At 61.3% G+C, this 13,004-nt stretch carries 13 protein-coding genes; 9 read left to right on the forward strand and 4 right to left on the reverse strand.

The window, feature by feature from the left end:
• Positions 1–26 precede the first annotated feature (26 nt).
• The 3 genes from EEQ99_RS17650 to EEQ99_RS17660 all read left to right on the forward strand — a co-directional run bounded on the left by EEQ99_RS17650 (position 27) and on the right by EEQ99_RS17660 (position 3,253).
• Positions 27–1,547: a DUF5060 domain-containing protein gene (locus tag EEQ99_RS17650; RefSeq protein WP_063474068.1), complete on the forward strand. Its 1,521-nt coding sequence runs from the start codon at positions 27–29 to the stop codon at positions 1,545–1,547.
• 15 nt (positions 1,548–1,562) lie between these two features.
• Positions 1,563–2,633 carry an ABC transporter ATP-binding protein gene (locus EEQ99_RS17655; protein ID WP_028756740.1) on the forward strand — a complete coding sequence of 357 codons (1,071 nt, stop codon included), beginning with the start codon at positions 1,563–1,565 and terminating at the stop codon, positions 2,631–2,633.
• A gap of 110 nt (positions 2,634–2,743) precedes the next feature.
• Positions 2,744–3,253, forward strand: a complete 510-nt coding sequence (locus EEQ99_RS17660; protein ID WP_127430818.1) for a GNAT family N-acetyltransferase — start codon at positions 2,744–2,746, stop codon at positions 3,251–3,253.
• 168 nt (positions 3,254–3,421) lie between these two features.
• On the opposite strand, the gene EEQ99_RS17665 is transcribed toward EEQ99_RS17660, so the two are convergent.
• From EEQ99_RS17665 to EEQ99_RS17675, 3 genes are read right to left on the reverse strand one after another with little or no spacing between them, the layout of a single operon-like run.
• Positions 3,422–3,889, reverse strand: a complete 468-nt coding sequence (locus EEQ99_RS17665; RefSeq protein WP_127430819.1) for a cyclophilin-like fold protein — start codon at positions 3,887–3,889, stop codon at positions 3,422–3,424.
• A gap of 12 nt (positions 3,890–3,901) precedes the next feature.
• On the reverse strand, positions 3,902–4,648 hold the full coding sequence (locus EEQ99_RS17670) for an SDR family oxidoreductase (RefSeq protein WP_028756737.1): 747 nt from the start codon (positions 4,646–4,648) through the stop codon (positions 3,902–3,904).
• Between the two features lie 28 nt (positions 4,649–4,676).
• Positions 4,677–5,864 carry an MFS transporter gene (locus EEQ99_RS17675; protein WP_127430820.1) on the reverse strand — a complete coding sequence of 396 codons (1,188 nt, stop codon included), beginning with the start codon at positions 5,862–5,864 and terminating at the stop codon, positions 4,677–4,679.
• Positions 5,865–5,960: 96 nt separating this feature from the next.
• On the opposite strand from EEQ99_RS17675, the gene EEQ99_RS17680 reads away from it, so the two are divergent.
• Both EEQ99_RS17680 and EEQ99_RS17685 read left to right on the forward strand, forming a co-directional pair.
• Positions 5,961–6,857, forward strand: coding sequence for a LysR family transcriptional regulator (locus EEQ99_RS17680; RefSeq protein ID WP_127430821.1), 897 nt, complete (start codon positions 5,961–5,963; stop codon positions 6,855–6,857).
• A 137-nt stretch (positions 6,858–6,994) separates the two neighbouring features.
• The gene (locus EEQ99_RS17685) at positions 6,995–7,792 is read left to right on the forward strand and encodes a creatininase family protein (RefSeq protein ID WP_047616739.1); all 798 of its coding nucleotides are present in this window, start codon (positions 6,995–6,997) and stop codon (positions 7,790–7,792) included.
• Here the strand turns inward: EEQ99_RS17685 and EEQ99_RS17690 are convergent.
• Positions 7,755–8,744, reverse strand: a complete 990-nt coding sequence (locus tag EEQ99_RS17690; RefSeq protein WP_028756733.1) for a LysR family transcriptional regulator — start codon at positions 8,742–8,744, stop codon at positions 7,755–7,757. The genes EEQ99_RS17685 and EEQ99_RS17690 overlap by 38 nt on opposite strands.
• 183 nt (positions 8,745–8,927) lie before the next feature.
• Here EEQ99_RS17690 and EEQ99_RS17695 point away from each other — a divergent pair, with 183 nt between their 5' ends.
• The 4 genes from EEQ99_RS17695 (at position 8,928) to EEQ99_RS17710 (ending at position 13,003) form a co-directional block, all read left to right on the forward strand.
• Positions 8,928–9,944 (forward strand): ABC transporter substrate-binding protein, encoded by a 1,017-nt coding sequence (locus EEQ99_RS17695; protein WP_047616737.1) that lies wholly within the window; start codon positions 8,928–8,930, stop codon positions 9,942–9,944.
• Positions 9,945–10,011: 67 nt separating this feature from the next.
• Positions 10,012–10,836 carry an ABC transporter ATP-binding protein gene (locus EEQ99_RS17700; protein ID WP_127430822.1) on the forward strand — a complete coding sequence of 275 codons (825 nt, stop codon included), beginning with the start codon at positions 10,012–10,014 and terminating at the stop codon, positions 10,834–10,836.
• Positions 10,836–11,690, forward strand: coding sequence for an ABC transporter permease (locus EEQ99_RS17705; RefSeq protein ID WP_047616733.1), 855 nt, complete (start codon positions 10,836–10,838; stop codon positions 11,688–11,690). The genes EEQ99_RS17700 and EEQ99_RS17705 overlap by 1 nt, the downstream gene beginning before the upstream one ends.
• Positions 11,690–13,003, forward strand: a complete 1,314-nt coding sequence (locus tag EEQ99_RS17710; RefSeq protein ID WP_127430823.1) for a cytosine deaminase — start codon at positions 11,690–11,692, stop codon at positions 13,001–13,003. Before EEQ99_RS17705 ends, EEQ99_RS17710 begins: the two co-directional genes overlap by 1 nt.
• Position 13,004 lies beyond the last annotated feature (1 nt).

The raw sequence follows: 13,004 nt of genomic DNA on the forward strand, positions 1-13,004 counted from the left end.
AAAATCATTCTACGAGGAGAGACAGAATGTCCGATGCAACAGTCGAAAAATGGGGTGTGTTCGAGGCCTCCTTCGAAGGGCCTGCCGGCGGCAATCCCTATCTCGACGTAGCATTCGATGCCGTCTTCACCCAGAAGAGCCGCGAAGTCCGCGTGCCGGGCTTCTATGATGGTAACGGCACCTACCGCATTCGCTTCATGCCCGATAGCGAAGGCGAGTGGTCGTTCCAGACGCGCTCCAAGACCGCGGCCCTCGACGGCAAGACGGGTGTTTTGGCCGCGACCGCACCTTCGGCCGGCAATCACGGCCCGGTGCGCGTGCGCAACAAATTCCATTTCGCCTATGCCGACGGCACGCCGTTCCTCTCCTTCGGAACGACCTGCTACGCCTGGACGCATCAACCGTTCGACATGCAGAAGCAGACGCTGGAGACGCTGAAGACGGCGCGCTTCAACAAGATGCGCATGGGCGTGTTTCCGAAGGATTATCCCTATAACGTCAACGAGCCGTTGCATGCCTGCTTCGAACGCGGCTCCGACGGCAAGGAAGACTTCGACCGGCCCAACCCCGCCGCCTTCCAGCACTTCGAAAAGCAGGTCGCCGCACTCTGCGACCTCGGCATCGAGGCCGATATCATCATCTTCCACCCCTATGACCGCTGGGGTTATGCGGACATGTCGGCCGCGCAGGATTTCCGCTATGTCGAATATCTGGCCGCCCGTCTTGCCGCCTACCGGAACGTCTGGTGGTCGCTCGCCAATGAATATGATTTCCTGATCGACACGAAACCGATGGAGCAGTGGGACCGCTACTTCCACATTCTGGAGGAAAACGACCCCTACCAGCATCTGCGGTCCATCCATAATGGCGACGTGACCGCCAATTTCGATCACCGCAAACCGTGGGTGACACACACCTGCATCCAGAACCCCGACGTCAAGCGGACCCAGGAATGGCGCGATGCCTATGGCAAGCCCGTCGTCAACGACGAGCCCGAGTATGAGGGCGACATCTTGCAGTCATGGGGCAATCTCCATCCGAGGGAGCTGGTGCACCGTTTCTGGATCACCATGGCGCGCGGCGGCTATGCCGGTCACGGCGAAACCTATTCTCACCCCGAGGATCTGATCTGGTGGGCCAAGGGTGGCGAATTGCGCGGCGAAGCATGGAAGCGCATCGGCTTCCTCCGGGACCTCCTGGAGGCCGACGTCAAGCACGGTCTCGAACCGCTCGGCATCATCGGCGAATGGCCGTGGTCGCGCGTCTCCGGCGCGCGTGACGGCGACGGCGATTTCCGCCTGATCTATTTCGGCGAGCATCAGCCGGTGATCTGGTCCACCGGCCTGCCGGTTGATGGCGACGACTACGATGTCGATATCATCGACACCTGGGAGATGACGATCACGCCGGCCGAGAAAGTCGAGGCTCCCGTTCCGCATCCGACGCGCCATGGCTCGGTCGTGCGCGGCGGCAAGCCGGACGCGGCCTTCGGCGTGAAAATCCCGCGCAAGCCGTACCAGGCTTTGCGTGTGCGCAGGAAGCGCTAATCGAGAGGGTCCGGGATGTCAGGTTTAAGCATCAGAAACGTCAAGAAGTCCTTCGGCACGGTCGATATCATTCACGGCGTCGACGTCGAGATCGCGGATGGCGAATTCACCATTCTCGTCGGCCCTTCCGGCTGCGGCAAGTCGACATTGCTGCGCATGATCGCCGGGCTCGAGGACATCACCGCCGGCCAGATCAGCATTGACGGCCGGGTGGTGAACAATCTGCAGCCGAAGGATCGCGATATCGCGATGGTCTTCCAGAACTACGCATTGTACCCGCAGATGACGGTCTCCCAGAACATGGGGTTTGCCCTTGAGCTCGCCGGAGCCAAGCGGCCTGAGATCGACAAGAAGGTCGGCGAGGCTGCGGCCATTCTCGGCTTGCAGCCGCTACTCGACCGCAAGCCCGCCCAGCTTTCCGGCGGGCAGCGCCAGCGCGTCGCCATGGGTCGCGCCATCGTCCGCGATCCGAAAGTCTTTCTCTTCGACGAGCCGCTCTCCAATCTGGACGCAAAACTGCGGGTGAAGATGCGGGCGGAGATCAAGGCCCTGCACCAGCGCCTGAAGACCACCATCGTCTACGTCACCCACGACCAGATCGAGGCCATGACCATGGCCGACAAGATCGTCGTGCTGCACGGCGGCCGCGTCGAACAGATCGGCAGTCCGCTCGAACTCTACGACAGACCGCGCAACATCTTCGTCGCCGGTTTCCTCGGTTCCCCGGCGATGAATTTTCTCGAGGGGACCATCGAAGATGCCGGCAACCCGGTATTGTCGCTGCCGGGCGGCTCCCGCGTGCCGCTCTCGCGGGCTCCCGTTAATTCGGCAAACAGACCGATGACGCTGGGTATTCGTCCTGAAGATATCAGCTTCGGTGGCGAGAACGGCGTGGACGCGGTGGTCAAGGTGGTCGAACCCACCGGGTCGGAAACTCATGTCGCCGTGGACCTCGACGGCAGGGAGCTGACATGGGTCGTTCGCGAACGTGTCGAACTGGCGCCCGAACAGCAGGTGAAGCTTTCCTTCGAAACATCAAAGGTTCACTTCTTCGACCGACAGACGCAACAGCGTTTGAACGCCTGAACATAAGAGGCCGGAGGAACCGTCGAACCACAATTGCCTTTGCGGACGAAATGGCGATTTGTAATCTCCAACTTCGCCAATACGCCGTCAGTCTGGAGGTCGCCAAGAACATGCATATTCGAAAGGCAGTTTCTGCCGACGCAGCGGAACTGAGCGAGCTCCTCAACGAGATCATCCGGGCTGGGGGAACAACAGCACTCGAGACACCGCTTTCGGCTGCCGAGTTCGTGGACTGGTTCATCGACGGCGAGTTTCCTCTTCTCTGCCATGTCGCGGAGCATGATCGGTCGCTTGTCGGCTTTCAGTCGCTCAGCCTATACGGCGATCCGCCGAAAGGCTTTGCCGACATCGGGACCTTCGCCCGTATGAACCCAAAGGCTCCAGGCGTCGGCAGCGCGCTCTTTCCCGCAACCCGGGCCGCAGCGGAGGAACTCGGGCTCGACTTCATCAATGCCACCATTCGGGCCGACAATGTCAGCGGTCTTGCCTATTATGCCAAGATGGGCTTCGAGACCTATGACCGGCTGGTCCAGGTTCCGCTTCAAGACGGGACGCCCGTCGACAGGATCAAGAAGCGTTTCAGGATAGATGCCAGGCATCGCGCGACACCTCACGCCTGAATGTGTCGACGGATCTGTGGGCGTGCCCTGCATCCAAGTGTCGGACCAGTTCAGGGTCAGCACGACTGGGGCGTGCCGCGACCGGTGCTGTGAAGAAGCGCAACTGGCTGAACACGTGGCCTGCCGGCGGAAGGAACTGAAACGAAGTCCTCAGCCGTGAACCCCTCGTCATATCCGTTCGATGCGGACCGGGAATTCGCCGCGTACCAGCAGCGGGTCGAAGCCGCTATCAAATCGACCGAGCCGGATCAACCCGTCCCAGCTGTAATCGGCATAAAACAGGGCAAGGTTGCCCCATGGCTTGAAGTAGCAGAGATCACCCGGCTGCTCGTTGTCGAAGGGACCGGTAGCTTCCTCGGTGAGTTTGCGCGGGAGATAGACGATCTTTTCGTTTTTGCCGTAGTCTTCGATCTTGAGATCCAGGGGAAGCATCGAAGCGAGGTCGAGCGCCGACGGATTGTCGTAGAGCGTCGCCGTCATGGTCATGCCGTTGAAGATTATCCGGATTCTGACATCGGTCGGTACTTGGCTCGCTGGATCCCGGCCTTCCTGTCCCTTGGCCGCATACGGCAGGGTTGCGGTTGCGAAGGTTGCGCCGAGGAGCGCACGGCGCGTCAGATATGAGGATGTCGACATGACTGCACTCCGTCAGACCGGCTGAGCAGTCGGCCGAAACAGGATCTCATTGATATCGACGTCGTCGGGTTCGTTCACCGCGAACGCGACGGTGCGGGCGAAGGTATCTGCACCGACCGCGATCTTGCTGACGAATTCCCTCGTGCCGGCCTGGATATCCTTCTCGCTGATATGCTCGAGCAGTTCGGTACTGACTGCGCCGGGAGAAATGATCGTCGTGCGGATATTGTAGGGCTTTACTTCCTTCCGCAGGCCTTCGGACAGGGCGCGCACGGCAAATTTGGTGGCGCAATAGACGGTGGCACCGGGGTCGACCACATGACCGTAGACGGACGAGACATTGATGATGTGCCCGGATTTCCGGGCCTTCATGTGCGGAAGCGCTGCGGCGATGCCATAAAGTACACCCTTGATGTTGACGTCGATCATACGGTCCCACTCATCGATCTTGAGCCGTTCGAGTGGTGCAAGCGGCATCAGACCGGCATTGTTCAGCATCACGTCGATGCGGCCGAACTCCTCCACCGCAGTGTCCACCAGTTTCTTGACCTGGTTCCGGTCGGTGACGTCGGTGGAAACGGCCTTGGCCTTATAGCCTCTAGCGGTCAACTCGCTCGCCAGCGCATCGATGCGCCCGCTTCGGCGCGCACCGAGGACGACGAGAGCGCCGCGCTCGGCCAGATGGCGTGCCGTGGCCTCGCCAAGCCCGCTGCTTGCGCCTGTGATGACGACGACTTTGTTTTCAATGCCCTGAGACATGCCGATCTCCTTTGTCGAATTCGGAAGGTTAAGTGCGAGGGCTCGCCAGAGCGGCGAGCAGGGCTGATCCCGCGAGCAGGAAGGCGGCGAGCAGGAAGGCGCTCCACCAGCCGGCAGTGTCGAACAGCACCCCGCCCGCAAAGGCGCCACTGGCGATGGCGAATTGGATCAATGCCACCTGCAGCCCACCGCCGGCTTCAAGTTCGCCGGGAATGATGCGTGTCATCCAGGTATTCCAGGCCACCGGAATAGGGGTGGTGAAGAACCCCCACAGCACCAGCAAGGCTGCTGTGACGGCCGTGAAGGGACCGAGGGCAATCAGCAGAAGGGCAAGCATCGCGAGCCCGCTCGGCAATCCGATCAGCAGGGCGGCAAGATGCCGCCGGAGGACGAAGCCGACAATGGATGTTCCCGCGAGGCCGCCAATGCCGAGCCCGAGAAGCATCATCGACAGTCCGTTCAATTCAACGCCCGTGACGCTTTCGAGGAATGGGCGCAGATAGATCGACAGTGCGTTCTGGCCGATGAAAGCGAGGCTGGTCGCCGCCATCCCGATCGCGAATCTGCGATTGCGCAGCAGTCCGAAGATTCTGGCAACCGAGACCGCTGCCGTTGCCGGCATCTTCGGCAGGACGGCCAATTGCCATACGAGCGCAGCCAGACCTATCGGAACCGTGATGAAGAAGGTGCCACGCCATCCGATCAGCCCGCCGAGGAAACTACCGAGGGGCGCAGCGATGACGACCGCAAATGCGGTGCCGCCCTGGAGCAAGGCGATAGCCTTGGGCAGGTCGACTCCAGAAGCCAGGCGTGCCAGGATGGCTGTCGACAGCGACCAGAAGCCGCCGATCGAAATGCCGACCAGCGCCCGCCCGACCAGAAAGACGAGGAAGTTCGGAGCAAGAGCCACGGCCAGACTGGAAGCGACCAGCACCGCCGTATAGAGCAGGACGACCGTTTTCCGGTCGAGCCTTGCCAAAAACGCGTTGCCGAAAAGACTGGTGATCACCGCAAAAAGGCCAGAGACGGCGATCGCTTGTCCGGCCTGACCTTCGGAGATGGCCAGATCCTGGGCGATCGGCGTCAGAAGGCTCACCGGCATGAACTCCAGCCCCACCAGGAGAAAGGTCAGAAGCGAGAGGCAGGTGACCGCAGCCCATGGAGTAACGGTGCTGTCGGCCGGAACAGCCTCATCCAATGTCAGTTCGATGGTCATTCCGCGTTCTCCTGTCCATTGCGGAATGAGATAGCCGGATTGGTTTTGACAGACTAGCGGCTATAATCTGCATGTTGTGATGAAGGAGATTCACCAATGCGGCGCGACGAATTCACCGAGATGCGGGCGTTTCTCGAAGTGGCCAGAGAGCGGAGCTTCACGCGCGCGGCCGCCAAGCTGGGTGTCACCCGCTCGGCCCTCAGCCATACGATCCGGGCACTGGAAGAACGGCTCGGCGTCCGCCTCCTCTCCCGTACGACACGGGATGTCGCGCCGACGGCGGCCGGGGAGCGCCTGGTGGAGAGCATCGAACCCCATTTCGAAATCATTGCCGCCGAGATCAGCGCAATCAGCGCCTTGCGCGACAAGCCCTCGGGCCATGTCCGCATCGTATGTCCCGACGACGCCATCGAGTTGGTTTTTCGTCCAAGACTCTCAGCCTTCTTGCGAGATTATCCTGATATCATCGTGGAGCTCATTATCGACAACGGATTCACGAACATCGTCGAGCGTCAGTTCGACGCCGGCGTTCGGCTGGGCGAGGCGGTTGCACGCGACATGGTGGCCGTTCGCATCGGCCCCGATGTCTCCTATGCCGTGGTCGGATCACCCGATTATTTCGCCCGCCGTTCCGTGCCGGCAAGCCCGCAAGACCTGACCCTCCACAATTGCGTCAACCTGCGGCTGCCAACCTCGGGCGCGCTCTATGCCTGGGAATTCGAGAAGGACGCACGCGAGTTCAGCGTCCGCGTCGACGGCCAGCTGATCCTAAGCCATATCGGATCGGCGATCGATGCCGCCCTCGACGGCGTCGGCCTCGCCTATTTGCCGAAGGACCTCATCCGACGATACGTTGAAACCGGTTTGCTCCGGGAGGTCCTTGCCGATTGGTGCCCGACCTTCCAAGGCTATCATCTCTACTATCCCAGCCGCCGCCATTTCTCGCCGGCCTTCAGCGCCTTCGTCGAGGCCTTCCGGTTCAGATCCCGGTAGCATCACACCGGAGGCAACTGCAGTTGGGGTATTGGCGCACTCGAAAAGGCAGCGCCATGCACACAAAATGATGCTTTTCGCGCTCATCGTTATTCCCTACTTCCTGTCAAGACAGGTGACGAAAAGGGGACGACCGGATGGCGACGCCGTTTTACTGGAACGAGCTCAACACATATGATTTTGCCGGCCTTTGCCCCGAGACCACGATTGCCGTTCTGCCTATCGCCTCGACGGAACAGCACGGCCCGCATCTGCCGATCGCAACCGATGTCGCCATCGCGACCGGCATGCTGGCGGAGCTGAAGAGGCAGCGGCCGGAGAATCTGGACATCCTGGTCCTTCCGACACAGGAGATCGGCAAGGCCAACGAACATATTTACGGCCCCGGCACGCTGTCGCTCAGTGCAGAGCTGCTCATCCCCGTCTGGACGGCGATTGGCGCAAAGGTTGCGGAAGCCGGGCTGAGGAAGATGGTGATCGTCAATTCCCACGGCGGCAATGTCGACGTCATGAGCATCGTCGCGCGTGAACTGCGCGTGCGCCATCAAATGGCGGTGGTCTCCACGCAATGGGGCCGGTTCGGCCACCCGGAAGGCATGGTCAGCGATCACGAGAGCAGATACGGCATTCACGGCGGCGATGTCGAGACATCGTTGATGCTGCACTTCCGCCCCGACTTGGTGCGTATGGACAAGGCAGAGAATTTCGCCTCGAAGGCCGAACGGATGCGGCAGCAATCCAAATATCTTCAGCCCCTGCCGCCGCATTCGCTGGCCTGGATCGCGCATGACCTCAACCCCCTCGGCGTGGTCGGCGATGCCTCGATCGCCACCGCCGAAAAGGGCGAAGCGATCTGCCGCCATCAGGTCACGGGGTTTGTTGAATTGCTTGAAGACCTCAAGGCCTATCCACTTTCGAATCTCTATGTGAAATAGGCTCGGCCGCGGATCTCGTATCAGGTGGGATATGGCCCTTGGCCTGCAATTCCTGCACCAGGCCGAGCAGTTCGGCGAGCAGATATTCGACGAAAAGGCTGGTGGCCGCGTCGAGCGGCGCCCTGGCGCGCGCAAACAGCTTCATCTGCTGGTAACGCGCATGCGGCTCGGCGATCGGACGGAAGACGAGTTCGCCGCGCCGGCATTCGGTGATGACGTCGAGCGGATTGAGCAGCGTCAGCCCGGTGCCGCATTTGACGAGTTGCTTCAGCATCTCCGATGCATTGGTTTCCAGCACCGGCTCGACAGGGATGGGCAAGCGCGCAAAGGCAAGGTTGATCACCTCGCGCAGGCTGGTGCCCGGTTGCGCCAGAACCAGTTTTTCCTGCGTGACATCGGCAAGGTTGATCGGCCCGGGACCGATCAGGTGATGGCCCGGCGGCAGCACGACACCGATCGGGATATCGAAATTTCCGAGCGTGCGGATCCCCGGCATGGCCGGGATATTGAAGCCGAGACCGATATCCACCTCGCCTGATACAACGGGGCTGGCCGTCGTGCCGCCGGTATCGTTGCGCAGCTGGACGAAGACGCGTGGATGCTCTGAAAGAAAGCGCGCGATGATTTCGGGCAGCGGCCCGGCGGCAAGGCCGACGGTCGTCACCATGCGCACCTTCCCAGCCTGCTGCATCTTGAGGCTGCGGATGCGCCCCTCCAGGCGCTCGTAATTCTTCAGCACGTCCCGGATATGTTCGATGCAGAGTTCACCGGCAGCCGTCAGCCGCAAACCGCGCGGCAGCCGCTCGAAAAGCGGCGCCCCGATCTCTTCCTCCAGCGCCAGAATCTGCCTGTTGACCGCCGATGACGCAACATTGAGGCGCGCGGCCGCCTTGCGGATCGAACCGGAACGGGCGATCTCGTTGATGTAAAGAAGGCGTCTGGAGTGCAGCATGATCTCTCCGGTGCATAAATTTTACGCAGGGCGCACAAATTATCTTCAGCTTTCCGACAGATGCCGAAAAGGCATCAATGCGCACGAATTTTGATGCTTTTCAAAGCGCAACGCAATGGCTCAAATTCCCTTAAAAGGGAGCCGACCAAGGCTTCCTTCGGTTAAAAAGGGGAACTGCCGACCATGTTGAAAGCACTGACGAAGACGCAATTCCTGAGCTGCCTCGGCCTTGCCGCGATGCTTGCCGCCGCCTCGCCGGCGCTTGCCCTCGACAAGGTGAGCTACGGGACGAACTGGCTTGCCCAAGCTGAACATGGCGGCTTCTACCAGGCCGTCGCCGACGGCACCTATGCGAAATACGGCCTCGACGTCACCATCGTCCAGGGCGGCCCGAATGCGGCAAACAGCGCGCTCCTGATCTCCGGCAAGCTCGATTTCTACATGGGCGGTCCGCAGGGAGAAATTTCCGCCGTCGAGCAGGGCATTCCGCTGGTCGATGTCGCCGCGATCTTCCAAAAGGATCCGCAGGTGCTGATCGCCCATCCGGATAACGGCGTCGACAAGTTCGAGGACCTCGCCAAGCTGAAGACGCTGTTCCTCAGCAAGGACGGCTACCTCACCTATTTCGAATGGATGAAGGCCAACTTCAAAGGCTTCAAGGACGAGCAGTACAAACCCTATAACTTCAGCCCCGCCCCCTTCCTCGCAGACAAAGACTCCGCCCAGCAGGGCTACCTGACATCGGAACCCTACGAGATCCAGAAACAGGCAGGCTTCGAGCCGAAGGTCTTCCTGCTCGCCGACAACGGCTACTCGCCCTATTCGACGATGATCACGACGACGCAGGCGATGCTCGACGGCAAGCCCGATGTGGTGCAGCGCTTTGTCGATGCCTCGATCGAAGGCTGGTACAACTACCTCTACGGCGACAACACCAAGGCGAACGAACTGATCAAGAAGGACAATCCTGAAATAACCGACGGCCAGATCGCCTATTCGATCGCCAAGATGAAGGAATACGGCATCATCGAATCCGGCGACAGCCTCGACAAGGGCATCGGCTGCATTACCGACGCCCATTACAAGAAGTTCTTCGACGAGATGACCGCCATCAAGGTGTTCAAGACCGAGACCGACTATACCAAGGCCTTTACGACGAAGTTCGTGTGCAAGGGCACCGGAATGGCGCTGAAGAAATAAGCCTCCCAGGCCAGGTCCGCCGCCTGCCTGGCGGCGGACCGCATCCCTTCGACAAACGAGCGAGAATATGTCCCTAGCCGAAACCAAGGCGGCGCCTTCCAAGGAAACGAAAAAGCGGCCGCTGGTTGTCATGCAATCGGTGTCGAAGGTCTTTTCCAGCGGCACGACAGCGCTTTCAGGCATGTCGCTGACGGTCGAAAGCGGCGAGTTCATCAGCCTCCTCGGCCCTTCCGGCTGCGGCAAGTCTACGGCGTTGCGCATCATCGCCGGCCTTGGCGACGTCACCGCGGGCAAGATCGACTGGCCGAGTTCACGCATCAATTCGAAAGGCCTGCCCGAGGGCGATATCGGCTTCGTCTTCCAGGAGCCGACGCTAATGCCGTGGAAGACCGTCTTCGGCAACGTCTACCTGCCGTTGAAATTGCGGGGGATTTCAAAGGCGGAAGCCCGTGACCGGATTGTGGAAGCGCTGGCGACCGTCGGTCTTCAAGATTTTGCCGATGCCTATCCACGAGAACTTTCCGGCGGCATGAAGATGCGCGTATCGATCGCCCGTGCGCTGGTGACGAAGCCGAAGCTGCTGCTGATGGACGAGCCTTTTGCGGCGCTCGACGAAATCACCCGCCAGAAGCTCAACGACGACGTGCTGCGGCTGTGGCAGACGACGGGTATCACTGTGATCTTCGTGACGCATTCGGTCTTCGAATCCGCTTACCTCTCCAACCGGATCGTGGTGATGAAGGCGAGACCCGGCCGCGTGCATGCCGATTTTCCGCTGATGACCAGCCTCGAGCGGGATTCGCATTATCGAACCTCGGAACAATATCGGCAGGCCTGCGAGACGGCCTCGCGTTCGTTGATCGAGGCGATCGGCGGATCGGAGGAGCACTGATGAGCGTCGAAAGCATCCAAACTGCCGAAGTCGCATCCCTGCCCGTCGCCAAACCGGCGAACGTCGGGCGGCGCGACCTGGCACTGCGCATCGCCGTGCCTTTCCTGGTCATCACCGTGCTCATCATCATCTGGGAGCTTTACGTGGTGCTCTCGGGCGTACCGCCTTACATCCTGCCCGGACCCGGCGCCGTGGCGGCAGCCTTCGTCAATGATTGGGGTACGCTTGCGCCTGCCCTCTGGGTCACGACCCAGATTACCTTCATCTCGCTGATACTGGCGCTGATCGGCGGCGTGGGGTTTGCGATCTTTCTCGTGCAATCACGCTGGATCGAGATCGCCTTCTATCCGCTCGCCGTGATCCTGCAGGTGACGCCGATCGTGGCGATCTCGCCACTGATCCTGATCTACGCTCCCTCCACGCAGGTGGCGCTGCTCATCTGCGCCTTCCTCGTCGCATTCTTCCCCATCCTGTCAAACATGGTGCAGGGCCTGAAGAGCGTCGACCATAACCTCATCAACCTCTTCGAACTCTACGGCGCCTCGCGCTGGCAGACGCTGATCCATCTGAAGATCCCAGCCGCCCAGCCCTATTTCATGACCGGTCTTCGCATCGGCGGCGGCCTTGCGCTGATCGCCGCCGTCGTCGCCGAATTTGCCGCGGGCTCCGCCGGCGCCGGCTCCGGCCTCGCTTTCCGCCTGCTGGAAGCGCAGTACCGGATGAACATACCGCGGCTCTTCGCTGCGCTCTTGATGCTCTCCATGCTTGGGGTCGCCATTTTCGGCCTTACCACCCTCATCGCCTGGCTGAGCCTCCACCGCTGGCATGAAAGCAGCATCAAACGGGAAAACTGATGACCTATTCCTTCATATCCCCGCCAAATGCGGCCCGCTTCGTGCTGAGCAATGCGACGGTGCCCGCCGTCACCGTCGAGCCTGTCGACGTGCCGGTTACGGAAGGACTCGCCACGGTCGATATCGTCATCAGCGACGGTACGATTGCCGCCATCCGGCCGGCTGGCGCCGCACCCGCCGATTATGCCAGGATCGATCTCAAGGACGGCATGGTCTGGCCCTGTTTTGCCGATATCCACACCCATCTCGACAAGGGCCATATCTGGCCGCGTCAGGCTAATCCCGACGGCAGTTTCATGGGCGCGCTCGATGCCGTCAGGGCCGACCGGGAAGCCAACTGGTCGGCCGCGGACGTGAAACGGCGCATGGAATTCTCGCTGCGCTCCGCCTATGCCCACGGCACCAGCCTGATCCGCACCCATCTGGATTCGCTGGCGCCCCAGCACCGCATCTCCTTCGAGGTCTTTGCCGAAATCCGCGATGCCTGGAAGGAGAGGATCGCGCTGCAGGCCGTCGCCCTCTTCCCGCTGGACGCCATGGCGGACAGCTCCTTTTTTACCGATCTTGTCACCGTCGTCCGGCAAACAGGCGGCCTGCTTGGCGGCGTCACGCGCATGGGGCCGGAGCTCATCTGGCAGCTCGACACGCTCTTCAGGACTGCCGCAGAGCATGGGTTGGATGTCGATCTGCATGTCGACGAGACGGATGATCGCGGCGCCGAGACGCTGAAGGCGATCGCCGAGGCCGTGCTGCGCAACGGGTTCGAGGGCAAGGTGACCGCCGGCCATTGCTGCTCGCTCGCCCGCCAGGACGAAGACACCGCCGCGCGCACGGTCGAGCTGGTCGCCAAGGCAGGCATAGCGGTCATCGCGCTGCCAATGTGCAACATGTATCTGCAGGACCGCTATGCCGGCCGCACCCCGCGCTGGCGCGGCGTCACCCTGTTCCACGAGCTGGCCGCCGCCGGTGTCGCGACCGCGGTCGCCTCCGACAATACCCGCGACCCCTTCTATGCCTATGGCGATCTCGATCCGGTGGAGGTCTTCCGCGAGGCCGTGCGGATTCTGCATCTCGACCACCCGCTCGATACCGCGGCGCGTGTCGTCACCACCTCGCCCGCCGCCATCGTCGGACGGCCGGACAAGGGCCGCATCGCCGCCGGCGATCCGGCCGATCTCGTGCTCTTCAGCGCGCGGCGTTGGAGTGAATTCCTTTCCCGTCCGCAGTCTGACCGCGTCGTGCTTCGTCGCGGCAAGGTGATCGACCGCAGCCTGCCGGATTACCGTGAACTCGATAGCGTCGTTGGAGCCTGAC

It is taken from the genome of Rhizobium anhuiense (assembly GCF_003985145.1).
In the GTDB taxonomy this organism is placed as follows: domain Bacteria; phylum Pseudomonadota; class Alphaproteobacteria; order Rhizobiales; family Rhizobiaceae; genus Rhizobium; species Rhizobium anhuiense.

Bases quoted from the DNA above. Each gene is read 5' to 3' on its own strand.
- EEQ99_RS17650 (WP_063474068.1), top strand. From the start codon at position 27: ATGTCCGATGCAACAGTCGAAAAATGGGGTGTGTTCGAGGCCTCCTTC.
- EEQ99_RS17655 (WP_028756740.1), top strand. From the start codon at position 1,563: ATGTCAGGTTTAAGCATCAGAAACGTCAAGAAGTCCTTCGGCACGGTC.
- EEQ99_RS17660 (WP_127430818.1), top strand. From the start codon at position 2,744: ATGCATATTCGAAAGGCAGTTTCTGCCGACGCAGCGGAACTGAGCGAG.
- EEQ99_RS17665 (WP_127430819.1), bottom strand. From the start codon at position 3,889: ATGTCGACATCCTCATATCTGACGCGCCGTGCGCTCCTCGGCGCAACC.
- EEQ99_RS17670 (WP_028756737.1), bottom strand. From the start codon at position 4,648: ATGTCTCAGGGCATTGAAAACAAAGTCGTCGTCATCACAGGCGCAAGC.
- EEQ99_RS17675 (WP_127430820.1), bottom strand. From the start codon at position 5,864: ATGACCATCGAACTGACATTGGATGAGGCTGTTCCGGCCGACAGCACC.
- EEQ99_RS17680 (WP_127430821.1), top strand. From the start codon at position 5,961: ATGCGGCGCGACGAATTCACCGAGATGCGGGCGTTTCTCGAAGTGGCC.
- EEQ99_RS17685 (WP_047616739.1), top strand. From the start codon at position 6,995: ATGGCGACGCCGTTTTACTGGAACGAGCTCAACACATATGATTTTGCC.
- EEQ99_RS17690 (WP_028756733.1), bottom strand. From the start codon at position 8,744: ATGCTGCACTCCAGACGCCTTCTTTACATCAACGAGATCGCCCGTTCC.
- EEQ99_RS17695 (WP_047616737.1), top strand. From the start codon at position 8,928: ATGTTGAAAGCACTGACGAAGACGCAATTCCTGAGCTGCCTCGGCCTT.
- EEQ99_RS17700 (WP_127430822.1), top strand. From the start codon at position 10,012: ATGTCCCTAGCCGAAACCAAGGCGGCGCCTTCCAAGGAAACGAAAAAG.
- EEQ99_RS17705 (WP_047616733.1), top strand. From the start codon at position 10,836: ATGAGCGTCGAAAGCATCCAAACTGCCGAAGTCGCATCCCTGCCCGTC.
- EEQ99_RS17710 (WP_127430823.1), top strand. From the start codon at position 11,690: ATGACCTATTCCTTCATATCCCCGCCAAATGCGGCCCGCTTCGTGCTG.